Genomic DNA, 26,439 nt, shown 5'->3' with positions numbered 1-26,439 from the left:
AAAAGCCTTGACCAAATGGTCAGGGCTTTTAATTATGTTTTAGAACGGTCATGCCGAATGCATCAGGGCCAGTGTGAATCCCTAAAGCGGGACTAGCTTGTTCAAAATAAAAATTTCTAATGTGTGGGAATGTATCTTTAAGAAACGCAGCTAGATTTCTGGCATCAGTTTCGCAAAATGCATGGGCAACACCCATATCATAAGAAGTTGAGTCGCCAATAAAGTCTGAAGCTGTTTCTACCATCTTAGCCACACTACGTTTTCGGCCACGGGCTTTGGCAGCAGTATGATAAACGCCATCTTCATTACAAGAAACAACAGGATGTAGATTTAATGCGGATCCAATAACAGAGGAAACTAGTCCGATGCGGCCACCTTTTTTTAAATATTCTAACGTCGGTAAACTAAAATAAACGCGTGATTCTGAGACAAGTGTGTTTAATTTTTCTTCACATTCTGTTAGCGATAGACCGTGATCGATTAGTTCTTTAGCGTAGGCCCCCTGAAGCCCGCCGCCAAGTGTGATACTCTTTGTATCAATTAAGGCACATGTTAATTGTGGGAAATCTTCAGCAATTAATTTCACAGCGTTGTGCGTACCGCTTAGACCGCTAGAGATAGTCACAATTAAAAGTTCTTGATAGCCGTCAGCAATAATTTTTTCCATAATGTAATGAATTGTTTGACCACTTGGCAAAGAAGTCGAAGGGATTTCCTCATCTAATCGGGCGTAGATATCTTCGGCTGTGATATCTACCTTATCTGTATAGACAGCATCTTTATAAATAATATTTAAGGGGATTTCATAGACACCTGGCAAAGCAAGAATTTCTTCTGGTAGAGTCATGCCTGAATCAACTAAAAGCGCAATTTGTTTTGTCATTTATTTTTCCTCATTTTCTTTAAGTGTTTTGTTTATGCTTTGAATCGTTCGTTCTGTGACTAGTTTTGCAACCAATGTGATAGTTGCCATTTGAATTGGTTGGTACAGCGGATTAGCAATTCTAACTTCAATTTGATCGGTAGTGGAATTTATTAAGAATAATTCAACCGTGTCTTCCATTTCTTGGCAGAAATGATCGTAAGCTTGTTCGTAATTAGTACTAGCTTCAATTTGTTGAATAATTCCTTGCTGAACTATGGTCATATCGAAAGACTGTTTTAAAGTGGTAATAATAATTAATCTTGCCAAATGACGTTGGTCATATTTTTTCTTTTCAGGTGGGAGAATTAATTTTTGTTTAACGTAGTTATTGACCATTGAAGAAGTAATCAATGGTTGATTATCGATGCTAACAGAAAAAGGTTGAGTATAGCGTTGGACAAGTGTGACGAGTTGGTCCATGTATACTGGAATATCAGGTAACTCACTCCAACGCGGTAGTTTTAAATTGTGTAACGTTTTTTGCCAGTCAGTTGCCAGGATGATATCTTTCATACAGCCTCCTTAGTAGTTATCTAGTTTCCAATACTATATCATATAGTATCTGGAAAAGTAAACCAACAAAAAAAGAGAGCGCAAACGCGCTCTCTTCTTGGAGGTTATTTTTTACCAAATAAACCTTTAACTTTGTTTAAGATACCTTCAGCATTGTCGCCAAACATATCAGTTAAGTCATGAATTTTCTCACCAATATCTTCTTTGTGTTCTTCGATGAATTCTTTAGCTTCATCTAATTTACCATCGTTTAACATTTCTTTAGCTTTTTCAAATAATTCTTCTGGTTTCATAAATCATTCAACTCCTTCTTTAATATGAGCTAATTATAACACTGATAATTGACATCACAAAACAATATGTTTTTTTACAGCAGATTAAACGAGTAATTAATATTTAATTAAAGTCATGTCTATTATGTTTAAGAGGAAGTTTTTATGTTTAAGATAGGTTATAATAAAAGTATATTGATCAAGAGTGGTGGTATAAATGAAAACAATTGGATTTATTATTATGCTTATTTTTGGAATTTCGGGACTATTAGTCGGCTTCTCTATTAAAAATATGGCCGATCTTCTTTTAGTTGTCATGTGTATTTGTTTATTTTTATTAGGTTTAATGATGTGGCGTAAAAGAACCTTTGGCGCCTTAACGAAAACATCAGCTATTATTATGGCAATCGCATCGGTCTTATTATTTAGTGCGGTCTTACCAGACGCCAACGAATTAGACAGTAAGCCCCATAAAGAAACAGCTGTTAAGGATAAGCTTACGAAGGAAAAAAGTAAAGAAGAGACAATAGAGTTTGAAACCGAGGAAACTGTCGAAAAGATTGAAGAAACAGAATTGACGGAAAGTGAAGAAACATTTGCAGATGAAATTCCCCAAACGTTACCTGAAATGGTGGTTCTTGTTGGAAATGCAAATTCCCATGTTTATCACGCACCTGATTGTGAAGGTGTGATAAACATTAAAGAGAAAAATAGAGTGTATCTGTCTTCGGTTGAAGAAGCGGAAAAATTAGGTATGACACCAGCAGGAGACTGTCAACCAGCAGAATTTAATTAAGTAAAAGCTGTTAGAAAAGGGACCTTTTCTAACAGCTTTTTAATATGTCCTTGTTTTTGAATAAGACGTACTATATAATCGGTATTATATTAAATAAGACGTACTATAAAAAGGAGACTATCATGACTAAGCATGTATATGATTTTTTAGAAGGTAACGGAGAGATGAGAGATGAGCTAGGCGGCAAAGGTGCCAACCTAGCAGAAATGACAAAATTAGGATTACCAGTTCCGCCAGGATTTACGATTACGACAGGAACATGTATGGCCTATTTGAATGACAATCGGTTACCTGAAAGGTTAAAGGAAGAAGTAGACGCTGCAATTAAAACATTAGAATCTAAATTGAATAAGACGTTTGGCTCACAAGATAATTGTTTATTAGTGTCTGTTCGTAGTGGCTCTAAATTTTCAATGCCGGGAATGATGGACACCATTTTAAACTTAGGCTTGAATGATCAATCAGTGGTTGGATTTGCGAAATTAACAGGTGATGAACACTTTGCATACGATTGTTATCGCCGTCTTCTACAAATGTTTGGAGATGTTGTTTACAGTATTCCTAAACAACGCTTCGAGCTGAAAATCAAAGCAATGGAGGAATCAGCAGGTGTTCTAGTTGATCAATTTAGCATTGAGCAATTAAAAGAATTAATTGTTGAATTTAAAGCGGTTTATCAAAAAGAAGGAAAAGAATTCCCGCAATCAGCAAGAGAACAGTTAGATGTTGCGATAGAGGCGGTCTTTAGATCTTGGAACAATCCGCGTGCCTTTACATATAGAAACTTACAAAATATTGACCATGATTTAGGTACGGCGGTTAATATTCAAGCGATGGTCTTTGGTAACAGTGGAGAAAATAGTGGGACGGGAGTTGTCTTTTCACGTAATCCTTCAACTGGAGAATCAGGATTTTTCGGAGAGTATTTAATTAATGCGCAAGGTGAAGATGTTGTTGCGGGTATTCGTACGCCTGAAAAAATTTCGACACTAGAAGATGCCATGCCAGAAGTTTATCAAGAATTATCAGGCTTAATTACAACGTTGGAGAATCATTACCATGACATGCAAGATATTGAATTTACAATCGAGCATAATAAACTATATATGCTTCAAACTCGAAACGGTAAGCGGACAGACAAAGCTGCTATTAGAATCGCAGTTGAAATGGTAGAGGAAGGCTTGTTAACGAAAGAAGAAGCGTTGTTAAAAATTCAACCAAGTATGATTGAAACACTATTACATGCAGTGTTTTCTGAGGCTGGGTTAAAAGATGGAGAAGCCTTTTCTAAAGGTTTAGGCGCAAGTCCAGGCGCATCAATAGGGCGTGTTTGTTTCGATGCTGTTAAAGCTGCCGAATTACATCAATCTGGCGAACCAGTTGTCTTAATGCGAAATGAAACGTCACCAGAAGATATCGAAGGGATGATTATCAGTGAAGCAATTGTCACAAACCATGGTGGAATGACATCTCATGCGGCGGTTGTTGCACGAGGAATGGGGATTTGTTGTGTGACAGGTTGTGAACAATTAGCGATTGATGAAGAAGCTAGGACTGTAACCGTTAACGATGTGATGATTGAGGAAGGGACAATGATTTCTGTAGATGGAACATCAGGTGTCATTTATTTAGGAGAGCTAGAAAAAGTCTTAGCAGAAGAAGATCATAATATTAAAACGTTACTAACTTGGGCCGATGAGGTAGCAAACTTACAGGTATATGGTAATGCCGAAACAGCGCGTGATTTAGCAGTTGCAATGGATTTTAATGCACAGGGAATTGGCTTAGCAAGAACAGAGCACATGTTTTTCGGTAAAGAGCGTATTAAAGAAATGCGTAAAGTGATTTTAGCAGAGCAAGACGATGAAAAACGCGAAGCTTTAAATAAATTACTGGCATATCAAAAAGCGGACTTCGAAGAGATGTATGCTATCAGTCAAGATAAACCAATGGTCATTCGCTTACTGGATCCACCCTTACACGAATTCTTACCAACAAATATAAATGAAATAGAAGAAATTGCTAAAGAATTAAAAATGAACGCTTCTCGTTTAAACAAACAAATTAAAGGATTACATGAAACGAACCCAATGCTCGGTCATCGTGGTTGTCGTTTAGGCATTACATTCCCAGAAATTTACGAAATGCAAGCTCAAGCAATCATTGAGAGCGCAATTACCTTGCGCCAAAAAGGCATTGCAATTGTGCCACATATCATGATCCCGTTAGTATCGGAGCAAGGGGAAGCGGCGATGATTCGTCCTAAATTAATTGCTGTAATTGAAGAAAAATTAGCAGCGGCTAATATTCAGTTTGAGTATCAAATTGGAACGATGATTGAATTACCAAGAGCTTGTTTAACAGCAGATAAAGTAGCTGAATCCGTAGATTTCTTCAGTTTTGGAACCAATGATTTAACGCAAATGACTTATGGTTTTTCAAGAGATGATGCAGGTAAATTCTTAGGGCACTACCTAACAGATGGGATTATGGCTCACGATCCATTTACACAAGTCGATGAAGACGGTGTTGGCGTCTTAATGGATATGGCAGTCAAAAAAGGCCGTCAAACGAAACCGGATTTACGTATAGGTGTGTGTGGTGAGGTCGGTGGGTCGCCAGAATCAATTAGTTTCTTTGAAAAAATTGGTTTAGATTATGTATCATGCTCACCTTATCGCGTGCCAGTTGCTCGTTTAGCGGTAGCGCAATCAGCCCTAAATAAAACACATATTGCTCAATAAGACGTGCTAATATATAATGAAAGTACTAGAACAGAGATGAGGATCACACATGAAGTTAACGGCACGCCAAGAAGAAATTATCAAAATAGTCAAAAAAGAACAGCCAATCAGTGGAGATAAAATTGCTGCCAGTTTAGGTTTAACAAAACCAACGCTGCGAAGTGACCTAGCAGTTTTGACAATGACAGGTATTTTAGATGCCAAACCAAAAGTTGGGTATTTCTTCTCTGGTAGTCGTGTTGAACCGCTTCTTTTTGAGACAGTTTACAATCAACGTGTCAAAGATATTATGGCGCCAGCTATTTGTTTGCCACAAACAACAACGGTGGCAGATTGTATCACAAATTTATTTATGTACGATGTAGGGACCCTTTATATAGTAGAAAAAGATTCAAAGCAGTTAACAGGTGTTGTTTCAAGAAAAGATTTGTTGCGTAGTTTACTAAACAAAGGTGATCAAACACTGCCGGTAGCGGTCATTATGTCACGTATGCCAAATATTGTAAGGGTTACGCCGGAACAAACAATTTTGGATGTAGCAGATTTGTTAATAAAAAGTCAGGTGGATTCATTGCCCGTTATAGAATCGCAAACCTCTCATAAAGTAGTAGGGAAAATAACTAAGACCTTATTAACAGAACACTTTGTTTCAGAAGGACATAAGGCGAAAGGATATAGTGAATAAGATGGCAAAACCAATTACGATTTATATTATTTCCGATTCAGTCGGAGAAACAATTCAAAAAAATATTAATGCTGTCTTAGCACAATTTAATTCTGTAACAGAGCGCCAAGTTCGCCGTTTTCCATTTGTCACAAGTGAAAAAGAACTAGCTAATATTTTGAAGGATGCCCTGTCGGAAGAAGCGATTGTTGCGACAACATTAGTTAGTCAAAAATTAAATAAACAGTTGGCGGATTTCTCAAAAGAAACAGGCTTACAATACGTTGACTATATGAGTCCATTAACTAAGCTCATTTCAGAGCAAATCCAACAGGAACCAACTGAAAATCCTGGTGCTATTTATCAAATGAATGAACGTTATTTCAAACAAGCAGAAGCAGTAGAGTTTGCGGTGCGTTATGATGACGGTAAGAATCCCAAAGGGTTTAGTGAAGCAGATTTAATTATATTAGGAGTATCGCGTACATCTAAAACACCGTTAAGTATGTATTTAGCTAACAAATCATACAAGGTGGCGAACCTACCGTTAATACCAGAAGTGTCATTACCAGTTGAGTTAACAGTAGTACCTGAACAAAAAGTAATTGGTTTGATAGGTTCTGCAGAATATATTGAAAAAATTCGCCGTTCGCGATTACGTTCGCTAGGTTTAAGTGAAAATGTCAGTTATGTTAACGCTGAACGAATTCAAGAAGAAATTGATTATGCGAAAGAGGTTTATAAAAAATTAGATGCTTTAGTTGTCAATATTGATCACAAAGCTGTTGAAGAAATTGCTTCAGAAATTGAAGAGCGATTGGATTAAAAAATAAAAAGAACAAAGAGCGCTCTGCTCTTTGTTCTTTTTTATTTTATACCGAAACGATAGCCACTACCATGTACGGTCATAATATAGCGAGGATTTTTGCTGTCCTCTTCTATTTTAATTCGTAAGTTTTTGACGTGAGATGCAATTGCACGATCAGAACCAGAAAATTCAAGCCCACGAATCCCTTCCATTAAATTAACTCGAGAAAAAATACGTTGAGGATTAGTTGCCAACGTTTCTAAAATTTGGAATTCTGTAGAAGTTAGTTTAATAGGGGAATCTTTGACGTGCACCTCGTGGGTATCAAGATTAATCTTGAGATATTCATCATCAAATGTTAGCAAGCGACTGGTATTGTGTTTTTTAATTCGATTAAGAATCGCGTTAATTCTAGCGACAGATTCCTTCGGTTTGATTGGTAAGGCTAAAAAATCAGCTGCCCCCTCAACCAAAAACCTGCTAATGGAATCATCTGAATTATCAGAGCTGACTACGATATAAGGGATGGGGAATGTGTTAGTTAGTGTTAACTGATTAGCGGGAAGAGCACTATCGTGAATAAGTATTAAATCAGCCGTATATTCATGAATCTGATCTAAGCTATGAAGTAATGAAGTGTTAATTTCTGTGTTTATCAAGAGCTGTTTAAGAGTTTCAAAATAGACTTCTTTTGGGTCAATTATAAGTAAATTCATGTTAATGCCTCCAATTAAAATGTAATATAGGATTGTAATATTTTGTAATATTGATGCAAAAAAATAAAGTTACCATTCTGTAAAAGGGAGATATTCCTTGAAAACAAAGGGTTTTATCTCATTTTTTTCTTGTTAATAAATAGACAATAAGATTAATCAAATGTATCAAAAGTTACGTTTATATTATATCGTATTTTCTACACATTTTCTACACATTTATAAGTTAAATTGATACAGTACCCAATAGGGGATTAGTGAAACACTATAAAAAATCAAATATAAGTAACTAATTAGATAAATGATTAAGAAAAGAGATGAACAAATGAAGAAAATTATTATTTCAGGATTATCAATGGCCACTTTAATGTTAATGATGCCCACAATCAATCATGCAGATGAACTTGATACGAAAATCCAAGAAAAGAATCTTAAAATTGAAGAAATTGCTAAAGATAAAAAAACAGCAGATGCTTACTTAGCTAAATTAGCGAAAGAAGTTGCTACTTTAGAAGCTGAGTACAATGATACATTAGCTGAAAAAGTTAAGTCTGAGAAAAAATTAAGCGATATTCAAAAGAAAATTGTTATCCTAAAAGATAAAATTGAAAAACGTACATCTCAGCTTGAAAATCAAGCTCGTAATGCGCAAGTAAATGCTAAAGGAACTGCTTGGATTGATATTTTGATCAATTCAGAATCTATTGGAGACGCTGTTTCAAAAACAGTTGCAATGTCACAATTAGTTTCTCAAAGTAATGAAGTCATCGAAGAACAAAAAGCTGATCAAGATGAATTGTCAACATTAGAAACAAAAGTTTCTGGTGAAGTTAAAAAAGTGACAGCTAAAACTGAAGAACTGGCTGATAATAAAAAAGCACTTGCAGCTGTTAAAAGTGAACAAGATGTCAAAGTGAATGAGATTTCAGCTGCATTAGCAACTGAAAAATCTGAAAAAGTTAAATTCGAGAAACAAAAAGAAGAAGCTGAGAAAAAACGTGAAGAAGAAATGAAACGAATTGCTAAAGAACAAGAACTTCAAGCAAAAGCTGCTGCTGATCGTGCACAAGCATCAGCGAAAGCAGAGGCTGCAGAAGTTTCACGTCAAGAAGCAGAGGCTAACAATACGCTAGGTGAAACTACTGACAACGTTCAAAATGAAGAAAAAACACCAAAACCTGAATCGTCTGGTTGGGCTAATCCATTAGCTGGTGGTTACACTATTACAAGTGGTTTTGGTTGGAGACCGGATCCAAATGGTGTATCTGGTAACGGGCACGATGGTATTGATATGGCTGGTGCTTATGGTCAACAAATCATGGCGTCACGTGGTGGTAAAGTTGTTGAATCAGGTTTCCATTACTCAGCAGGTAACCACATTATCATTGATCATGGCGATGGGTATTATTCATACTACATGCATATGAGCAGTATTATTTCAGGTGTTGGACAAACAGTTTCTCAAGGCCAAGTTATTGGTTTAATGGGATCAACTGGTAACTCAACAGGAACACACTTGCATTTCGGTATTTCAACTGGAATCTGGAGCGGTTTCTTAAACCCAATGGGATTTGTGTCATTATAATTTAAAAGTAAAAAGCAGCTACTTAAGTAGCTGCTTTTTTTACGTCTAAGGACTGATGTATTGTTTTCTTTTTATCGTTACAATGAGATGAATTGAAAGGAGGATGACAGAATGATTAATGGTGTAAGAAATGATAATTTAAAATTACTAACAATCAGTCAATACATTGCCGCCTTATTGGTGATTATTATTCATAGTGGCAGTTTAAATGGTAATCCTGAATGGGATTTTTTTATCAAAAATATCATCTGTCGTTTAGCAGTACCTTTCTTTATGATTAGCACCGCGTATTTATATCGCCAAAAGATGATGAATTCAGAATCATATAAGAAGAAATACTTTAAGAAACAGCTGAAAACTCATGCTTTCTGGAGTATTATTTATTTGCCGGCAGGAGTAATATACCTGTGGCAACAAGCCTCTCAATGGTTTGTTTATCCGGTAGCCCTTTTGGTTGGCGTAGTTTACGTGGGGACGTGGTATCATTTGTGGTACCTACCAGCTCTTTTATTCGGTATCTGGTTCACGGACTGGTGTTTACGAAAGTTTGGATATAAGATAACGACTGTTCTGGCAGTTATTTGCTTTATAATGGGTTCAGCAGAAACATACTCATCTTACATAGGTGATAGTATTTTTGGGGAAGTCTATCAAATGTATGCCAATATTTTTGTCACAACAAGAAATGGCTTGTTTTTCGCGTTTGTCTTTGTTCTATTGGGCTTTGTTTTATCAGATTTTAGGAATAGCAAATTGTTCACAGCTAATTTACCTTTGAAGTTTATGCTCAGTTTTATTATTTTGAGTCAAGAAGGCTGGTACATTTTTCAAAACCCAGGAGTGGATAAGAATTTTTTATTCGGCTTAGTACCAACTTCTTTATTTTTGGTAACCTTAGTATTAAATAGTAAGATTAAAATAAAATTTCCAATCACCATGCTTCGTGATCAAGCTCGCTATTTATTTTTCTTACACCCGTTATTTTTGGAAACGAGTCGATATAGTATTGAACGCTATACAGGGAAGGGATTTGAAGGATGGGGTTTATTTATAATAACGTTTGTTTTGACTAGTATCATAAGTTCTGTGATTATAATTATCAAAAATAAATGGTCTCATCCCAAGGAAATCAGTTACCCAAGACAAGTTGCTATACAAAAGTAAGCAACTAAGGTATACTAAGTTTATAGTAAAAATTATAAATTTAGGAGGAATTATTATGACAGACTTAAATATTGGGATTATCATTGGGAGCACTAGAGAAGGACGTGTTAGTACACAGGTAGCTGAATGGGTAAAAACGGTAGCTGATAAGCGTGGAGATGCCAACTATACGGTTATTGATATTGCGGACTACAAGTTACCATTGCTTGGAGAGTCTGGCTCAGATGCCAGTGGGGCTGGTGATTGGAGTAAAGTGGTTGCTGAACAAGATGGTTTTGTTTTTGTAACGGCTGAATATAATCATTCAATTCCCGCTTCGTTAAAAAATGCTTTAGACTATTTGAGAGAAGAGTGGAATAATAAAGCTGCTGGTATCGTTTCTTATGGTTCAGTTGGTGGGGCACGTGCAGCGGAACATTTACGCGGTATTCTAGGTGAGTTATTGGTAGCGGATGTTCGAGTTCATCCAGCGTTATCATTATTTACTGATTTTGAAGGTATGACTGAATTCAAGCCGGCCGATATTCAAATTCAATCAGTTAATGAAATGCTAGATCAAGTTATTCCTTGGTCAACAGCCTTGAAAACAATTAGATAATATATATGTGAGTCCGACATTAGTCGGACTTTTTTTATTTTTCTCATAATTGAGCTTTTAGCTTCAGTTTAGAATAATTCTAATGTATACTAGGTGTTGTTAGAAATAAAATAGATAAAAGGGAGAGATTTTAATGAGTAACTTAATTAATACTAAATTATTTGATTTTGAAGCAGATGCATACCGTCAAGGGGAATTCGTAAAGGTTAAAACAGAAGATATTTTAGGTAAATGGAGTATTTTCTTCTTCTATCCAGCGGACTTTTCATTTGTTTGTCCAACTGAATTAGGTGATTTACAAGATCACTATGCTGAATTACAAAAAGCTGGTTGTGAAGTTTATTCAGTTTCAACTGATAGCCACTTCGTTCACAAAGCTTGGGCAGATGCCACTGATACAATTGGTAAAATCGAATACACAATGTTAGCTGACTCAAATGGTCAAATCTCTCGTTTCTTTGAAGTATTAGATGAAGAAGCAGGTCAAGCATTCCGTGGTTCATTCGTAGTAAACCCACGTGGTGAAATCAAAGCTTACGAAATTCACGATATGGGAATTGGTCGTAATGCTGAAGAATTAGTTCGTAAAGTAGAAGCGGCTATGTTCGTTGAACAACATGGCGATCAAGTTTGTCCAGCAAACTGGAAACCAGGTGCTGATACAATTGCACCAAGCTTAGACTTAGTAGGTAAAATCTAAGAAACTTAAAACTTAAAGCACTAGCTCATGGAGGTAGTGCTTTTTTTAGAGAAAAGGAGAATGAATATGACGGAACATATATATGATTTAGCGATTATTGGTGGCGGATCAGCAGCGTTATCAGCAGGGATCTACGCTGGGCGCTCAATGATGGACACAGTAATTATTGAAAAAGATAAAATTGGTGGTCAAGCGACAACGACTTCAAGTATTGTTAATTATCCTGGTATCAGAAATGGTCAAGGACCTGAAATGATGAATGAAATGCGTCTGCAAGCAGAAGAATTTGGAACAGAATTCAAAACTGATGAAATTGTCTCTGCTGAATTAAATGCGGATGTCAAAGTATTGACTGGTAAAAATGGTCAGACTTATCAAGCTCGCGCCGTGATGATTGCTACAGGTGCGTCACCAAATAAAATTGGTTTCCCTGGGGAACAAGAATTTACAGGTCGCGGGATTGGATATTGTTCAACCTGTGATGGTGAATTTTTTACAGGTTTAGATATCTTTGTATTAGGCGGCGGATTTGCAGCAGCAGAAGAAGCGGTATTCTTAACGCGCTTCGCTAAAAAAGTCCACATGATTATCAGAGAACCTGATTTCACATGTGCTGAAATGACAGCAAACCTAGCTAAGAATCACCCTAACATTGATATTACCTATAATACAGAAGTTAAAGAAATCAGTGGAGATGGCTTACTATCTAAAGCTATTTTTGTTAATAATCAAACAGGGGAAGAAACAATTTTTGAAGCAGACCCAGAAGATGGTTCATTCGGAATGTTTGTCTTTGCAGGAAATAAACCTAATACAGCCGTTTTCAAAGATCAAGTAGAAATGGATCCTCGTGGTTTTATTCCAACGACTGAGTCGATGGAAACAAACTTACCAGGTGTCTATGCGATTGGCGATTTACGAGTTAAAGAGTTGCGTCAAATCGTCACAGCCGTTGCAGATGGTGCTATTGCTGCAACCAAATCAGAAGGTTTTGTTAATGCTCAAAAAGAACGATTAGGTGTTGAAATTACGCATAAAGAAATGCCAGTTTCAAAACCAGTTGAAGAGAAGAAAGAAACGGCAGCAGCTGTTTCAGATGTTCCAGCAGGTAAATGGTTCCCAGCGGAGATGAAAGCTCAGTTGCAAGGAATCTTTGCTAAGTTGACAAAACAAGTCACAATTAAAAATATTTTAGATGCAAGCTTACCTAAGACAATGGAACTATCTAGTTTCTTAGCAGAGTTTGCTGAGCTAAGTGATAAGATAGTGGTTGAAAATAGTTCACGTGGTGATAACCCTGAATTAGAATCAACTATTAATTTAGAGCGTCTACCATTAGCAGCGCTATTTAATGAAGCAGATGAATATACTGGTATTAAATTTAGCGGCATTCCAAGTGGACATGAGCTGAACTCATTAGTTTTAGCTGTCTATAATGTAGGTAGTGACGGTCAGCCTATCGAAGCGGCACAAAAAGAAGCGATTGAAAAATTACCAAAAGCTAAAATTCAAATTTGTGTGTCGCTATCATGTCATTACTGTCCAGATGTTGTGGCGGCATGTCAACGTATTGCCTCGCTAAATCCGGGAATTGAAGCAGAAATGATTGATACGGCTCTATTCCCAGAATTAAAAAAAGAGAAAAAAATTATGAGTGTTCCAGCTATGATTATCAATGATGAAGAAGTTATCTTCGGAGCGAAATCAATGGATGAAATCATTTCAGAACTAGCTAAATAATATAGAAGAACTCGCTTAGCGGGTTCTTTTTTTTGAATAATATGTTATCTCGGTTTAAATAATGATAAAATAGTACTATCATTATTTTTAAGGAGTTTCAGTATGAAAAAGTTTAGTGTTTTTATTTTATTAATGTTAAGTTTTGTTAGTTTAATGGCATGCGGATCAAAAGAAGAAAAAAGTAATCAGCAAAAAAAAGAGTCAATCTTTAATTTAAAAGAGTTAACTCCTGAAATTCGTGCAGCCTTAGCTTATCAAGGTATTTTAGTTCATAATCAACAAGATACAGAATTGTTGAGAACAGCGGCTTTGATAGGTGATTCGACGAGCAGTAAAGAAACAGTTGGTCGAGAATCTGAGTCAGAAGTAAATAAGTTTGAAGTGAAAAATGATAAATTAATAGTGCTGGCTGATGAATTTGGTGCTAGTGAGTATGAATTGCAAGCGACCGATTTATTTAATCGCTTCTATAAAACATCTGTCCAAAAATTATATACAGAACGTCTTGCGAATCGGATTAAAAATGAAGTATCTGATTCCGTACTAGAGAAAACAGTGGCTGCTACGCTATTGATGCTTGTTAATGACGCTGAGACGAAAGTAGATGCCTCAATTCTAAAGCAGGAAATTCAAGTGCAGGACAAAACGAATAGTATAAAAACAATTTACGATATTTATATTACAGGCAAGGGCTTATACACAGTTCGTATAAAAGAAGATAGCCTGAATGTTTTCGATGATGAAAATGAGCTGATTTCTGAATTATCAAAAAAAGAAGTCTTGAAGGAAGCTGACACTTCGGAAGTGAAATCAATTATTAGTCATATAAAGGTTGTTGATGAAATGCCAGAAGAAAACCTTGAAGGGATTGAAACCAACGATTTTAGTATAGTCGAAGAAGAACCATTTATTGAACAAGCTATTTTTTAAGGACCTGAAAAGGTCTTTTTTGATTGGAATAGATAACAGTTTTGATGAGAATGAAATGAACTCTTTCTTAAGTATGTTGCAACAGTGTAAGCGCTTTGATAAAGTGTGGTTTGAACATATTAAAGGAGCGAGTTAAATGCAAAAAACACAAGCAGTTCCAGGTATACAAAATCAAAATTTTCCATTGCAATTATTTTTAGCAGCATTAAACGGTTTGTTTGTAGCGGTAGGGATTAATTTCTTTTTATTACCGCACAGTATTTATTCAAATGGTATTACAGCTGTGGGACAGGTAATTAATGCTTACACGGATCATTTTTTAAACTTTGAAATTATGAGTATTGGGACATGGGTTTTTGTTTTGAGTGTGCCATTGATCTTGTTATCTTGGTTTAAATTAGGTAAAAATTTTACTGTTTTATCCTTAGTAAGTGTTTTCTCAACGATGGTTGTCATGAACTGGGTGCCAGTTATCAAAGTATCTGGGAATCCACTTTTATCAGCTGCAGTTGGCGGTGCAGTTATGGGTTATGGAGCAGCATTATGTTATAAATATGGTTTTTCACCAGGTGGATTGGATATCTTAATTGCTTGGATAAAAAAAGCGACGGGCAAAAATGTTGGTGCGATTTCATTAGTAATCAATGCCATTGTCTACACGTTAGCAGCTGTTTTAGATGGGTTTGACATTTTATTGTATTCGCTAGTGACATTGTATGTGATGACAATGGTAATGGATAAATTTTATACTCAACAACAGTTAGCTGAAACAACCATTTTTACTAAACATCCCGAAAATGTCGAAACTATTTTGACAGAGAAGTTCCCACGTGGGGCAACAGTTATGGATAAAGCTTACGGTATGTATACAAAAGAAAATGTAGTTGTTTATACTGTCGTATCAACTCAATATGAATTATCTGAATTATATAAATTAATCGATGAATGTGATAAAGCAGCCTTTGTTAGAACGAACTTGATTTATAAAGTAAAAGGTAATTTCCAAAAAGATCATTTAAGCTAATAAAAAGAGACCTGTGGAGGTCTCTTTTTTGCTATATAAATAGTTTGAAAAATAATGGAATAACTAAGATGATGAATAAAAAGCCAATCACAACTAGGTGAGTCTTTTTAGACATAACTAGATATCCAATATATTCACGAATGAATGCTGTTGGTAAGTAGTATAATCTTGTTTTAGCACCGACTCCACGAACAGGAATATCTAATGAGTCAGCAATTTTACCTGCTCGTAGAATATGGTAATTATTAGATGCCACGACGACTTTTTTATTTGAAAAATCAGTTATACCATCTTTTTTACGGGCGATAGTTTGAGAAAACAATAAATTCTCTCGGGTCGTAGTAGATTTATCTTCTAGACGAAGTCGGTCAATAGTGTAACCTTTTTCATCGATATAATTCAGCATAGCTTGTGCTTCAGAGATTCCTTCATCAGCACCTTGACCACCTGAAAGAATCAAGATAGGGGCATAACCTTTTTCTTCCTGTTGATAATACAGCTTAATACCGGCTTCAATTCGACTGGCTAATAAAGGGGTAACCTTATCGTTGTAAAGTCCAGCACCAAGTACAATTATATAATCAACTTGTGACTTAATAGGATAGAGATTAAATAAAATAGTTGTGATACCGTACAAAATAAATAAAAGTGCGAAATAAAGGAAGCTAGTATTCATAAAGCTGAAAATACTCAAGATATCTTTGTTGGAAATGTTATTTCTGCCGATAAATAAGATTAATTCCAAAAGTATAAGAGCTGTTGCGACGAGTAGCGGTAACATGTTAGCAAAAGATTTACGTTCGTGCTTTAATAAGATACGCTCGTTCCAAAAAAGTGCGATGATCATTGCGTAAATTCCAAATAAGGAGAGGCCGATTAAAATAAGAGCTAGTATCATTCCGATAAAGACTGCCACGGGTTGAGACAAGCGTTCAATTAGTAAGATGAGCAAAACGGTAATAATTGAGATGAACCCTAAGAACCAAAATCCTGTCCAAAGGCTAGTTGGTTTTTTTACAACCCAAAATCCAAATAAAAAAATAGGTAGTAAGAAGATTAAAAAGAAAATTAGACTCTGCATAATTAAATCCTTTCAATAGTTATCTAAAAACATCATAGCATAAATTTAAAGAATAATAAAAAACAGGCTAATGCCTGTTTTAATTGTTTAATTGTTCAATTAGGTCCTTCATTTTAGCAATGGAATTTGAGTCATCTACGGCACTGAAAGAGTCATTTACTTGATTGAAATTTTCTAGCATGGCTTCTGTTGTCCGAGCTGTTTTAACTAATTGAATCATTTGTCCAATGTCATAACCTGATAACGTTGATTCTTTGATTATTTTAATTGCTTCCACCTTGCCGACAGTCATAGGTGATGCTCCGGTTAAAGTATCTTCATCTTTAGATGCACCGGTAACATTCTCATTGTGTTGTCGCTCATGGCGAGTGGCAGCAGTTGTGGTATCAGTTTCTTGCGAAGTCTCTGTCTTGTCAGTAGTTGATGTTGCCTCAGTCGCCACAGTAGGTGTTGTTGCACTTTTTTCATGTTTGGTACAGCCGCTAATGGCTGTCAAACTAATTAATGTGAGTGTAAAGAGTAGTGTTTTTTTCATTGTCATCCCCATTTTCATTTATCCCCCATTTAAAAACATTGTTAATTTTATCACAATAAGTAGTTGTCAGCAACTAAAGATTTGCTAATAAGATGTTATGTAATATAAATGATTTACATTTTTTGCGGAATATAACGTATAATTGAGAATACATGTCATTGAGAAATGATAAATCATATGGGTCAGTCTGAAAAACAGAATAAGAGGTGCTATCTTGTCTTCGAAAATTATTATTGGAGTGGTTGTGTTAATTTTAATAGTTGCGGTCACTATATTTCAAATGACGAATAAATAAAAAGACCTAGCTAGGTCTTTTTGTTTAGATATAAGAAAAAATGAAAGCAGATAATAAGGCAATCACACCAGCACAGGCTGCAAAAAGGATAACAATCAGAGTTTTTGATAAGAAATCTTTGGTTGGCTGACGCTTAGAGCGTGCCGCCTGAACATCGCCATTTTCAGTGAATGCAATGATTTCTGAATAGGTTTTAATATCTTCTTCTTTTTTTATACGTTCAATTTTAAATGAACTGATTAATCCCGGAAGGTACAAAATAATTGGAATAAGTATTGCCCATTTTGAATTAACAGCAATTGGAATCCCAACGGAAAGTGCTGCAGCTACAATTGAAATAATCATAATCCAACTGTAGCGATTCATTTCTTTATTTAGTTTCTTATTTTTGATTCGTTGTTTCATTTCTGCCACGTCTCCTTTGACTAAGTCGTCGATTGAAACATCAAAGAGGATACTTAGTAGGGACAAGTTGTGAATGTCAGGATAGCTTTTATCATTCTCCCAGTTTGAGATTGTTTGCCGAGAGACATAAATTTTATCAGCCAACTTTTCTTGAGAGTAACCGTGAGTTGTCCGATATTCTTTTAATTGTTTTCCAAGTTCCATCAAATCAGCTCCTTACTAAAACTATAACGAAAATAGCGTCATGACGCTGTCAAAAATCATTTACATTGGGAAAATAGTCGTGGATTTACAAACCTTTATGACATTTTCGAACATTTTTAACAACTTTATGGACCAGCTCTTGAGCATCGGTCACTTTTTCATAGGCGTTGTGGTCTAATGCAAGTATGTTATCCAACATACTATTTAATCTGAGTAAATCTGTTTCCCCATAGTATTTTTCATAGCGTTTTGTATCGATTGAATTGAGCACACGGGAAAAATTTTCACCACTCATTTTAAATTTGACGTCAATCTCATCTTTAACAAACATAGGATAAGAGTCGTCGATTCGTAGAAAACTAGCAGCAGCCCCCAGCATATCAGCGTAGTGATCTTCTAATGATTCTGCTTTATCTTCGTTGAAACGGCGGGCAGCTTGTTGGCGATCATAGAAAATGCCTAGCCCCCATAAAATAATTCCTGCATATAGGGCGATAGATAGGTCTCGTAAATATTCACCAGATGAAAAGAACTGAACAAAATTTTCCATAAAAACACCTCCGTTGTTATCTTAAGTATAACAAAAAATAGTTAGACAGTCTGTTTTTGAGGGATAAGACCTTAGGCTGAATTTGCGGCTAATCACTTGTAATCCACAGTAGAGTTGCTATGATAAAAGTGGAGGGTCTATTGTGACCTAGTTTGATAGAGGAAGTGGAACGAATGAGATTAGTTGGAAATATTATATGGTTGATTTTTGGTGGGTTAACAGGTGCTATTGGATGGTTCTTAGCGGGGATTTTGTGGTGCATCACAATTATCGGTATTCCAGTCGGCTTACAGTGTTTTAAGTTTGCGGAGTTGAGTCTATGGCCGTTTGGTAAAGAAATCGTTACCACTAGTACGGGTGGAACATTGATTTTAAATATTATTTGGTTGCTAGTATCAGGAATTCCCTTAGCTCTAGCTCATTTTATCAGCGGGATTATACTGACAATTACCATTGTAGGAATCCCATTTGCTAAACAATCATTTAAATTAGCAACTTTAGCTTTGATGCCATTTGGCGCAAGAATTGTCAAAAGATATTAAAAAAAGACCTAATTAGGTCTTTTTTAGTTTATAGTCTTAAATTAATCAGACTAGTGTATAATTTAAGTAGACGACATATTATTTGGAGGAATTATGAAGAAGAACAAGATTTTGATTACAGGATTTATGTTAATAGGTATCATTAGTTTTAGCGGCTGTACAGGTAGTAAGCCGGTATCTAGTCAAAAAGATTCAGTTGAAACAGAAGATAAGAAAGAAACTAAAAAAGATGATACGTCGAATAAAAATAAAGAAGAAACAGAAGCACCTAAAAAATTAGTGAATCTTAGCTTGTATGACAGTGTCAAAGAAAAATATCTAACTTATATCACAGAGTCTGAAGTTTGGGGGCAAGATGATAGTCTTAATAACATGGCATTCTTAGTCAATCAAGATTTCTATTCGGGAGTGGTTTATACATTAAAGGATTTAGACGATAATGGCACTGAAGAATTAATGATTGCTCTTGAAAATGTTGAAGGTAATCATAGTTTACTAGATATCTATACTATTTCTTCGGATAATCAGCTTGTTCGTTTGACAACGAATGAAAATGATTTAGGCATGATTGGCGAGAGAATGTCTATTACACCGTTGAAGGATGGGACGTTACTTTACAGTGGTAGTGGGGGAGCGGATAGACATACCTATGCACAATATAGTTTTTCTGATGATGGACCAGTCTTAAGTCGGACTCGTGAAAAAGATGGATATGAACTATTTGATGATTTAGCACAACCTATCGAATTGGATAAATTAGAATGGAAAGCTCTTGATGCAATGTCAAAAATCAGTTAGTATCATTAAATCAAAAAGAGACCTGTTAAGGTCTCTTTTTATTTGCGCCAAAAGGTCGGACAGTCTTTTTTATCATCAATATTAAATTGAATAATATCTCTAAGTAAATCGTAATTGATTGGTTGGTCCCATTTAATACGCATAAATTGTTTTCCGGTACTATAATTAGCATTAGCAATTTTATCAGCAAACTTTTCAATCACAATTCCCTCGGGAGCAATTGAAAAATGATGTTTGGCAACACTTAGACCGAGAATGAAAGTTCCGTGATCAGTAAACATCGGTTGGTTCCAAGCAATTTTTGTTTCTAATGTTGGGAACTCATCAATAATCCATTGTAAAACGCCAGTTAACTGTTCACGGTGAATGGGATTATCTATTTTAGTTAAATAATCAGCAAAATTATCTAGTTTTGACATAGGGATTCCTCCTAGTAGTTTCTATTCTTAATATAGCCATAAAAAGAGTAAGTATAAAAGAATATGCTTGAGGACTTTTTTATTGGAGGTTTTGTAGAAGAATCAAGAGCGCGTCAGAGGTAAATACTATATCTTTCATCATTTTTGTAATAAACTTGATACTATAAATAATTAGTTGGAGAGGTTATGTATGCAGATTGTTGAAATGATTTTATTGATGTTAACTATGGTGTTGGCATCGAATATTATTAATCGCTTTATTCCAAATATTGCCATCCCGTTAATTCAGGTGACATTGGGGATTTTAATCGCGATCCCTACTGGGTTACATAGTTTTGAATTAGGTTCAGAGCTATTTATGTTGCTCTTCTTAGCGCCATTACTATTTAATGATGGGGCTAATGTCGATAAGAAGTCATTGTGGCAAGAACGAAAAGCAGTCTTAGTCTTGTCGATTGGCTTAGTCTTTGTGACAGTAGCTGTTTTAGGAAGCTTCATTCATTGGATTATTCCATCCGCTCCTTGGGCAGCTTGTTTTGCACTAGCAGCAGCTTTGGCGCCGACGGACCCGGTAGCTGTTTCAGCACTTGCGGAAAAAGTTAAAATTCCTCATAAGATTATGCACACGTTAGAGGGTGAATCACTTATTAATGATGCGTCTGGTTTGGTATCATTCCAATTTGCCTCGGCAGCTTTATTGACAGGTGTTTTCTCAATGGCGAATGCTAGTCTTAGTTTTGTCTTAATTTCACTGGGCGGTATTTTTACAGGAGTCGTCATCAGTTTCCTAGCAATGAGCTTAGTGCGTTGGCTAAGAAATCAAGGAATTGAGAGTACCGTTTCCTTTATGTTGTTGGAATTATTATTGCCGTTCGGCATTTTCTTAGTGGCAGAACATTTCCATGTGAATGGGATTTTAGCAGCAGTTAGTGGCGGGATTGTCTATTCGTTTAGCTACTATCGTGTAACGCCAGAAGTAGCACAGTTAAATGTCTTGTCAAAAAACACATGGTCAATTTTAAGTTTTAGTTTAAATGGTCTAGTATTTGTTTTATTAGGAACTCAACTGCCACGAGTGATTCGTGTGGTGTGGGAAAATAATAATATTAGTAACGTGAGGTTGATTGCTTATATTTTAAGTATTACAGCGATTTTATTAGCCATTCGCTTTGTTTGTTTCTGGTTATTCAAAAACTTCCAGAAAAATTCTGAAGACCGTTTAGCAACATCATTTTTATACACTATTTCAGGTGTTCGTGGAACGATTACCTTAGTCAGTGCCTTGAGTTTGCCGATTATGTTGGCAGACGGATCAGCTTTCATGGAGAGGGAGTTGATGATCAGTATTGCAGGCGGTGTGATTATTACAACCTTAATATTGGCTAACTTTGCAATGCCGTTGTTTGCGGAAGAAAATGAAAATGCCACGGAACGCATGGGACATGATCAAGAAATTGCTATTTTAAGAGATGTCATCTTGCAATTGAAAGAACAAGAAACAACGGAAAATCATTTGGCTGTAGAACGTGTGATTACCATGTATAATGATCGAATTATTACCTTGTTAAATTCTGACGAATCTGACGATAGCCAAGATCGTTTAATGGAAAAAATCCTGAAATGGAAATATACAGATACAATTGTTCAAATGGCTGAAGGAAATGTTAGTTTCCAAACAGCATTCTTGAATTTACGTCGTTTAAATAAGCGATTGTTTAGGCTGACCCATGATAAAACTTATCAAAGCCAGATGTTTTATGGTCGCTTGATTCGTAAAAAAATGAGGTTTGCTAAATTAAGGTCAGCTAGTTTTGAAGAGCGCCGTGCTGAACGTGAGTATTTACAGGAAAGCAATCGAAACTATGTCTTGAACCATTTAGAAGAGTTGGATCAAGATGCCTTCCCGCAAGAATTAGTGGACTTTTACTTTGCCCGGTTACAACATAATGGCTTACGTTCTAGAACATCAACTTCTGAACAAGTTAATGAGTGGTTAACGTACGCCATTCAATTAGAACGTGATAGTATTCAAGATGCTTTTGAATTAGGTGATATTAATCGGAATGAGATGCGAGTTTATCGAGAAAATTTATTAGCCATTGAAAACACGATTCAATATATGGTGTAAAGCAAGGACTCTGACAGTTGTCAGAGTTTTTTTAATAGTGAATACCAGTGATACCAACATGATACGAATGGTATCGTTATGTTTTATTGCATTGATACGAATCATCGCTATACTTATGAGTGAGGATTCTTTAATAATGAAAGTAGGAGTTGATTGAGATGACCATTGGTGAAAAAATCAAAACAAAACGGATGGAGTTAAACCTAACTCAAGAAGCATTGGCGACAGAATTAAATGTTTCTCGACCAGCGGTGTCTAGCTGGGAAGTAGGGCGAAACTATCCTGACTTGGAAATGATTGTTAGAATCAGTGATGTCTTATCAATCTCTCTAGATGATTTATTAAGGGAGGACCAAGAGATGGTTAAAACAATGGATAAGAAAGTTAAGAATAATAAGAAATACAAACGAGTGATTGCGGCGTTAGTGGTGTTGATTTTAATTCCGTTAGCATTTGAAGGTTATTTTCAAGTAGTTAATCACCGCTATCTAAAAAATGCGGAAAGTTGGGATAAAGGGGACCAAGGACCTTATTCAGAAGGCTCGTATGAACTGACAGAAGAAGGGGTGACTTACAGTACCTTTGTTTTCCAAAAAGGAACAATCTTATTACCAATTATGGAAAGAACACCATGGTTAGTTGCTCATGATCCAGAAGCCAAACTGATTGTTGATGTAAAAGGTAAAAATGATGTGAGTACGTTAATTATTAATGAACGAGATCCTAGTGTTGATTTTAAAGCGGATGTTCAAATTAATGAAAAAGGTGAGATGATTGGTTCGAAAAAAGAATTATCTCCAAAAACAAAAGAAAAAACAGAAGCTTATCTAAAACAACACCAAGCTGAATACCAAGAGTTATACAAAAAAGCGATGGCAAAATGGCTTGAACTGACTGAATAAAAAAAGATCCTGAGAGGGGTCTTTTTTATTATCTCACTCTTGTTGAATTACATTTAGTGAAAGAGTATACTGTGTTTAAATTAGTGTGAGTTGTCATTCCGGGATTACAGAAGGAAGGGTATCGAGGATGTTTAAGTATATTTTATTAGGTATTATGATAGGATTCTGTATTTTATTTCTTATTTGGGGAAGAAAGCTTCGACAAGGGAAATGGTTACGAACAATGGCTGGTAATAATGATAATGAGTTGGCTAAAGATGAAGCCGTAAGGCAAGGGAAAAGTGTTGGTATATTATTGTATGTAATGGCCCTCTACATATTATGTGTAGGATTAGCCCCTTTACTTGGATCGAAGTGAGTCTTTTTTATTAGTTGTTTTACGGTGTTAATAGTAATCGTTAGTTTTATTTATATAGTCATCGCTTTGAAGAACTGGGTTAAGAATACCTAGTAAATAAAAAGATCCTTCGAGGTCTTTTTTTATTTGCCAAACCTATTGTTATTTAAAGAAATCTACACTATTAATTTTAAAGGATAGGTGTATAATCCGAGAAAAGAGCTACAGAAAGTAGGCGATTGTATATGGCGAAGGAAGCAAAAGAAATTGATGTGTTAGAAAGTTTTACAAGCTATGTGAACTGGATGCCGTATGCAGGTTTGGCGATAAGCATCATTATTTCAATCTTTTTTTATTTTGTTTCTGATGAAACAAGTTTAGCTATGTGGTTATATTGTGCAATGCCGTTCATGATTCACTTGGCGTTGTATATTCCTCTAAAAATTATTTTGAAAAAAGGAATTAAGAAAAGTTAACAGACTGAGGGTAAGCGAGGTGCTTTATGGATAAAAAGAAAAAACTACTGTTAATGATGTGTTGCTTACTTGTCCTAGCGCTAGTAGCATCGAATTTCGGACAAGAGTTGTTGAGTTATTCCTTCGATATCCTAGCGTTTATTATTTTACTTATATATGTGGAGAAAAAAGAAAAGGCCTGTGAGGGCCTTTTCTTTTTTGTTATAAGCTAGTAATTACCTTGTCATTAATTTTTAAATTTAAAGCGATAAGTTAATAATCCAGTTAATAAAATGATTAGCACACCTAAAGCAGTTAATGTTGTTTTAAAAGTGTGATTCTCACCAGTTTGTGGGAGTCTTTCTTTATCAACAGAGTTTTCGTTTGATTGGGTTGAAGAGTCAGTCGGATTTAAATCTGACTGAGATGTTGAATTCTCGGTCTCTGATGGAGTGGTGCTAGTTTCAGTGGTATTAGTATCTTCAGGCTCTGATGAACCAGTCGTTCCTTCGCGTTTTTTATATACGTAAGTAATCGTTTGTTCTTTATCAGAGAATACCCCAGTTGCATTTTCTGGTATTTCTTTTAAAATCCAGCCATCAATTTCTTTTTTTTCAGAAATATACGTGTCGCCAACAGCTCCTGCCAAAATGATATCGTCTGCTAAAGCATTTCCGTTTTCATCAAGATATTTTACTGTAACGGGTGATCCTTCAGCTGCTTGATCAAAGGTCTGTACCACTAACGCAGGAACCACAGCGTGAGATTCTGTCACGACAGAAAAACTAACTTCCTCTCTGTCTGAAAGTAATATCGTTCCCATATTTTCATGACCACCTTGAGATGTGAGCCACGAGCTATCAATTCCATTTTTTTTAAGTTTATTTAAATGGCTAACTCCATTATCACTTAATGCAGCTTTTTCTTTTGTAACATCTGAACCACTCAATATAAAAGCTTCTTTTTTTCCAGCTCCAAAGGTTGTTGGATAGCTTTGAGGTGATACGATTGTATCTGCCCATTGTGAATAACCAATACTACCATTCGTGTTGTCTTTCCAATAATATTTTTTCTTAACTTCACCTAATGTAATATTATGACTTGTTACAGGCTGTACAAATTCTTCAGCAGGACTTCCGGCAATGGTGTTCTTATACCATTCATCGACTGTGGCTTTCACAACACTTTCTTGATAACCATCATTATCGTCTTCGTCTTTATTAAAGAAATAATCTAAACTATAAATACTATCTCCAATTTTATTTTCCATAGCAATCATTTTAATCCCATCGCCATAATCTTGGATAACATCCCATGACTTTCCTACGAACTCTACCGTCCCGTCTCCATTATTTGTTGGGCGGGTTGTTCTGAGATTAGTACTCTCTGAGGGCGGGACCGAGTTGGTAAATTGTTGCTCCTCCATGTTGTTATCGTTTGCCAATCCCAAAATAGGTTGACATAATAACGTCATCGCGATTAATAAGTATCCACATTTTTTCATAAAGCACCTCCATAGTGTTATAAGTTTATTATCTAATATGAATACCTTTTTTTCAATCGTTTAGGTAAAAATTTATAGATAATTATTGTTATAATAGTCTATTATATATGAATGGTTTTAGAATAGTTAATCACTTAATGGGAAACAGAGATGATAAAGGAGATAGCTAGGGCCTACAGAAGTTTAGATTATATGTTTTCGATAAGGTATGAGGTCCTTTATACTTTGCTGTACCCAATGTATAATGAATTGTATAAAAAAGGATCTATTAAAAATGGAAGCGGGGACAAAAAATGTCTAAGTTCAAATTAGGTTGTGTGTGTCTGGTTTTAGGGATTGTTTTGGCGGGATGCAGTCAAGAGGAAGCTGGTAAATCAGAAGTGGTAGAAACAAAAGAGTCATTAGTGAAATCGACTGTAGAAGCGGTAGAGGAAACGGAGTACGATGAATTTAATGCTGTAAATTATATTGATTTAACATTTACAGGATCGAATGGCAAGGGTGTAGCCAATTATGTAATAAATCAGGTGAATCTAGCTAAAACGTTATTTAATTTAGATGTTAAGTCTGTAGATGAGTTGCCGCCTCAAAGGTTAATTGATTTTGAAAATATTGTAGCAGCCCTTGAAATCAAATTAAACAAAGATGTAAACCTTAAAAATGGTGATAAAGTCAAAGTGATGGTGAACTTACCAGAAGATGCTAATGAAGAGTTTTTAAAATACTTAAAGGTAAAACCAAGTGAAAAAATAGTGGTTGTTGATGGTTTGCAAGAAATAAATTCAGAAAATGATGTATCAGAGATGACAGATAGTGAAGTAATAGAAGGTTACATTACTTTTCAAGATTGGAAACAAAAAACTAACGGGGAATTAGCAACGTATATTCAAGAGCGAAACTCAGAATATATAAAGAGGTGCGAGGAAATAGGTAAAGTTTCAAATCCCGATTTCAAGAGGGACAACCCAATTATTATTAATAGAGAAGAGGAAAAACAAATTTATGCAGATGCTGGTTGGTTGGATTATACTCCAATGCCAGCTAATGAAGTTGTAAATGGTGTGATGGTAAGAGAGTAAGCGAGTGCTTGAGTATCTTAATTATCATT

28 protein-coding genes are annotated in these 26,439 nt (G+C 35.5%); 18 read left to right on the top strand and 10 right to left on the bottom strand.

The window, feature by feature from the left end; genetic code table 11:
* Positions 1 to 28: 28 nt before the first annotated feature.
* The 3 genes from G7081_RS01585 to G7081_RS01575 all read right to left on the bottom strand — a co-directional run bounded on the left by G7081_RS01585 (position 29) and on the right by G7081_RS01575 (position 1,731).
* Entirely contained in the window at positions 29 to 883 is an 855-nt protein-coding gene (locus G7081_RS01585) for a DegV family protein (RefSeq protein WP_166006803.1), read from the bottom strand.
* Positions 884 to 1,438 carry a DUF1836 domain-containing protein gene (locus G7081_RS01580; protein WP_166006801.1) on the bottom strand — a complete coding sequence of 185 codons (555 nt, stop codon included), beginning with the start codon at positions 1,436 to 1,438 and terminating at the stop codon, positions 884 to 886. It abuts the gene before it with no gap.
* 104 nt (positions 1,439 to 1,542) lie between these two features.
* Positions 1,543 to 1,731 (bottom strand): hypothetical protein, encoded by a 189-nt coding sequence (locus G7081_RS01575; protein WP_166006799.1) that lies wholly within the window; start codon positions 1,729 to 1,731, stop codon positions 1,543 to 1,545.
* A 196-nt stretch (positions 1,732 to 1,927) separates the two neighbouring features.
* Between G7081_RS01575 and G7081_RS01570 the strand changes: the two genes are divergently transcribed.
* From G7081_RS01570 to G7081_RS01555, 4 genes are all read left to right on the top strand, one after another.
* On the top strand, positions 1,928 to 2,506 hold the full coding sequence (locus tag G7081_RS01570; protein WP_166006796.1) for a nicotinamide mononucleotide transporter: 579 nt from the start codon (positions 1,928 to 1,930) through the stop codon (positions 2,504 to 2,506).
* A gap of 122 nt (positions 2,507 to 2,628) precedes the next feature.
* Positions 2,629 to 5,250 (top strand): pyruvate, phosphate dikinase, encoded by a 2,622-nt coding sequence (ppdK, locus tag G7081_RS01565; RefSeq protein ID WP_166006794.1) that lies wholly within the window; start codon positions 2,629 to 2,631, stop codon positions 5,248 to 5,250.
* 49 nt (positions 5,251 to 5,299) lie between these two features.
* The gene (locus G7081_RS01560) at positions 5,300 to 5,935 is read left to right on the top strand and encodes a CBS domain-containing protein (RefSeq protein ID WP_166006792.1); all 636 of its coding nucleotides are present in this window, start codon (positions 5,300 to 5,302) and stop codon (positions 5,933 to 5,935) included.
* A gap of 1 nt (position 5,936) precedes the next feature.
* Entirely contained in the window at positions 5,937 to 6,740 is an 804-nt protein-coding gene (locus G7081_RS01555) for a pyruvate, water dikinase regulatory protein (protein ID WP_166006790.1), read from the top strand.
* A 41-nt stretch (positions 6,741 to 6,781) separates the two neighbouring features.
* Here the strand turns inward: G7081_RS01555 and G7081_RS01550 are convergent, their stop codons facing one another.
* The gene (locus G7081_RS01550; protein WP_166006788.1) at positions 6,782 to 7,438 is read right to left on the bottom strand and encodes a winged helix-turn-helix transcriptional regulator; all 657 of its coding nucleotides are present in this window, start codon (positions 7,436 to 7,438) and stop codon (positions 6,782 to 6,784) included.
* A 322-nt stretch (positions 7,439 to 7,760) separates the two neighbouring features.
* Between G7081_RS01550 and G7081_RS01545 the strand changes: the two genes are divergently transcribed.
* From G7081_RS01545 to G7081_RS01515, 7 genes are all read left to right on the top strand, one after another.
* Positions 7,761 to 9,020 carry a murein hydrolase activator EnvC family protein gene (locus G7081_RS01545; protein ID WP_166006786.1) on the top strand — a complete coding sequence of 420 codons (1,260 nt, stop codon included), beginning with the start codon at positions 7,761 to 7,763 and terminating at the stop codon, positions 9,018 to 9,020.
* Positions 9,021 to 9,131: 111 nt separating this feature from the next.
* The gene (locus tag G7081_RS01540; RefSeq protein WP_166006784.1) at positions 9,132 to 10,184 is read left to right on the top strand and encodes an acyltransferase; all 1,053 of its coding nucleotides are present in this window, start codon (positions 9,132 to 9,134) and stop codon (positions 10,182 to 10,184) included.
* A gap of 55 nt (positions 10,185 to 10,239) precedes the next feature.
* On the top strand, positions 10,240 to 10,782 hold the full coding sequence (locus tag G7081_RS01535; RefSeq protein WP_166006782.1) for an NADPH-dependent FMN reductase: 543 nt from the start codon (positions 10,240 to 10,242) through the stop codon (positions 10,780 to 10,782).
* 133 nt (positions 10,783 to 10,915) lie between these two features.
* Positions 10,916 to 11,482, top strand: coding sequence for an alkyl hydroperoxide reductase subunit C (gene ahpC / locus G7081_RS01530; protein ID WP_166006780.1), 567 nt, complete (start codon positions 10,916 to 10,918; stop codon positions 11,480 to 11,482).
* A gap of 66 nt (positions 11,483 to 11,548) precedes the next feature.
* Entirely contained in the window at positions 11,549 to 13,222 is a 1,674-nt protein-coding gene (locus tag G7081_RS01525; RefSeq protein WP_166006778.1) for an FAD-dependent oxidoreductase, read from the top strand.
* Positions 13,223 to 13,324: 102 nt separating this feature from the next.
* The gene (locus G7081_RS01520) at positions 13,325 to 14,152 is read left to right on the top strand and encodes a hypothetical protein (protein ID WP_166006776.1); all 828 of its coding nucleotides are present in this window, start codon (positions 13,325 to 13,327) and stop codon (positions 14,150 to 14,152) included.
* 136 nt (positions 14,153 to 14,288) lie between these two features.
* Positions 14,289 to 15,176, top strand: a complete 888-nt coding sequence (locus G7081_RS01515; protein ID WP_166006774.1) for a YitT family protein — start codon at positions 14,289 to 14,291, stop codon at positions 15,174 to 15,176.
* 31 nt (positions 15,177 to 15,207) lie between these two features.
* On the opposite strand, the gene G7081_RS01510 is transcribed toward G7081_RS01515, so the two are convergent.
* The 4 genes from G7081_RS01510 to G7081_RS01495 all read right to left on the bottom strand — a co-directional run bounded on the left by G7081_RS01510 (position 15,208) and on the right by G7081_RS01495 (position 18,246).
* The gene (locus G7081_RS01510) at positions 15,208 to 16,257 is read right to left on the bottom strand and encodes a YdcF family protein (protein WP_166006772.1); all 1,050 of its coding nucleotides are present in this window, start codon (positions 16,255 to 16,257) and stop codon (positions 15,208 to 15,210) included.
* A 79-nt stretch (positions 16,258 to 16,336) separates the two neighbouring features.
* Positions 16,337 to 16,792: a hypothetical protein gene (locus G7081_RS01505; RefSeq protein ID WP_166006770.1), complete on the bottom strand. Its 456-nt coding sequence runs from the start codon at positions 16,790 to 16,792 to the stop codon at positions 16,337 to 16,339.
* A 319-nt stretch (positions 16,793 to 17,111) separates the two neighbouring features.
* On the bottom strand, positions 17,112 to 17,696 hold the full coding sequence (locus G7081_RS01500; RefSeq protein WP_166006768.1) for a helix-turn-helix transcriptional regulator: 585 nt from the start codon (positions 17,694 to 17,696) through the stop codon (positions 17,112 to 17,114).
* Positions 17,697 to 17,781: 85 nt separating this feature from the next.
* Positions 17,782 to 18,246 (bottom strand): hypothetical protein, encoded by a 465-nt coding sequence (locus tag G7081_RS01495; RefSeq protein ID WP_166006766.1) that lies wholly within the window; start codon positions 18,244 to 18,246, stop codon positions 17,782 to 17,784.
* A gap of 173 nt (positions 18,247 to 18,419) precedes the next feature.
* On the opposite strand from G7081_RS01495, the gene G7081_RS01490 reads away from it, so the two are divergent.
* Together G7081_RS01490 and G7081_RS01485 are read left to right on the top strand one after the other, a co-directional pair.
* On the top strand, positions 18,420 to 18,788 hold the full coding sequence (locus G7081_RS01490; RefSeq protein WP_166006764.1) for a YccF domain-containing protein: 369 nt from the start codon (positions 18,420 to 18,422) through the stop codon (positions 18,786 to 18,788).
* A gap of 93 nt (positions 18,789 to 18,881) precedes the next feature.
* Positions 18,882 to 19,586, top strand: coding sequence for a hypothetical protein (locus tag G7081_RS01485; protein WP_166006762.1), 705 nt, complete (start codon positions 18,882 to 18,884; stop codon positions 19,584 to 19,586).
* A gap of 38 nt (positions 19,587 to 19,624) precedes the next feature.
* Here the strand turns inward: G7081_RS01485 and G7081_RS01480 are convergent, their stop codons facing one another.
* Complete coding sequence (locus G7081_RS01480) at positions 19,625 to 20,005, bottom strand: iron chaperone (protein ID WP_166006760.1); 381 nt, start codon at positions 20,003 to 20,005, stop codon at positions 19,625 to 19,627.
* Positions 20,006 to 20,195: 190 nt separating this feature from the next.
* Here G7081_RS01480 and G7081_RS01475 point away from each other — a divergent pair, with 190 nt between their 5' ends.
* The 4 genes from G7081_RS01475 (at position 20,196) to G7081_RS01460 (ending at position 23,848) form a co-directional block, all read left to right on the top strand.
* The gene (locus G7081_RS01475; protein WP_166006758.1) at positions 20,196 to 22,133 is read left to right on the top strand and encodes a Na+/H+ antiporter; all 1,938 of its coding nucleotides are present in this window, start codon (positions 20,196 to 20,198) and stop codon (positions 22,131 to 22,133) included.
* Positions 22,134 to 22,291: 158 nt separating this feature from the next.
* Positions 22,292 to 23,035, top strand: coding sequence for a helix-turn-helix domain-containing protein (locus G7081_RS01470; protein ID WP_166006756.1), 744 nt, complete (start codon positions 22,292 to 22,294; stop codon positions 23,033 to 23,035).
* Positions 23,036 to 23,162: 127 nt separating this feature from the next.
* Positions 23,163 to 23,393, top strand: a complete 231-nt coding sequence (locus tag G7081_RS01465) for a hypothetical protein (protein WP_166006754.1) — start codon at positions 23,163 to 23,165, stop codon at positions 23,391 to 23,393.
* A 224-nt stretch (positions 23,394 to 23,617) separates the two neighbouring features.
* On the top strand, positions 23,618 to 23,848 hold the full coding sequence (locus G7081_RS01460) for a hypothetical protein (RefSeq protein WP_166006752.1): 231 nt from the start codon (positions 23,618 to 23,620) through the stop codon (positions 23,846 to 23,848).
* 226 nt (positions 23,849 to 24,074) lie between these two features.
* On the opposite strand, the gene G7081_RS01455 is transcribed toward G7081_RS01460, so the two are convergent.
* Entirely contained in the window at positions 24,075 to 25,331 is a 1,257-nt protein-coding gene (locus G7081_RS01455; RefSeq protein ID WP_166008362.1) for a MucBP domain-containing protein, read from the bottom strand.
* Between the two features lie 293 nt (positions 25,332 to 25,624).
* Here G7081_RS01455 and G7081_RS01450 point away from each other — a divergent pair, with 293 nt between their 5' ends.
* Positions 25,625 to 26,410 carry a hypothetical protein gene (locus tag G7081_RS01450; RefSeq protein WP_166006750.1) on the top strand — a complete coding sequence of 262 codons (786 nt, stop codon included), beginning with the start codon at positions 25,625 to 25,627 and terminating at the stop codon, positions 26,408 to 26,410.
* The last annotated feature ends 29 nt before the right edge of the window (positions 26,411 to 26,439 follow it).

The organism is Vagococcus coleopterorum (genome assembly GCF_011303955.1).
Taxonomy (GTDB): Bacteria; Bacillota; Bacilli; order Lactobacillales; family Vagococcaceae; genus Vagococcus_D; species Vagococcus_D coleopterorum.
This window is presented reverse-complemented; position numbering and strand designations above follow the sequence as displayed.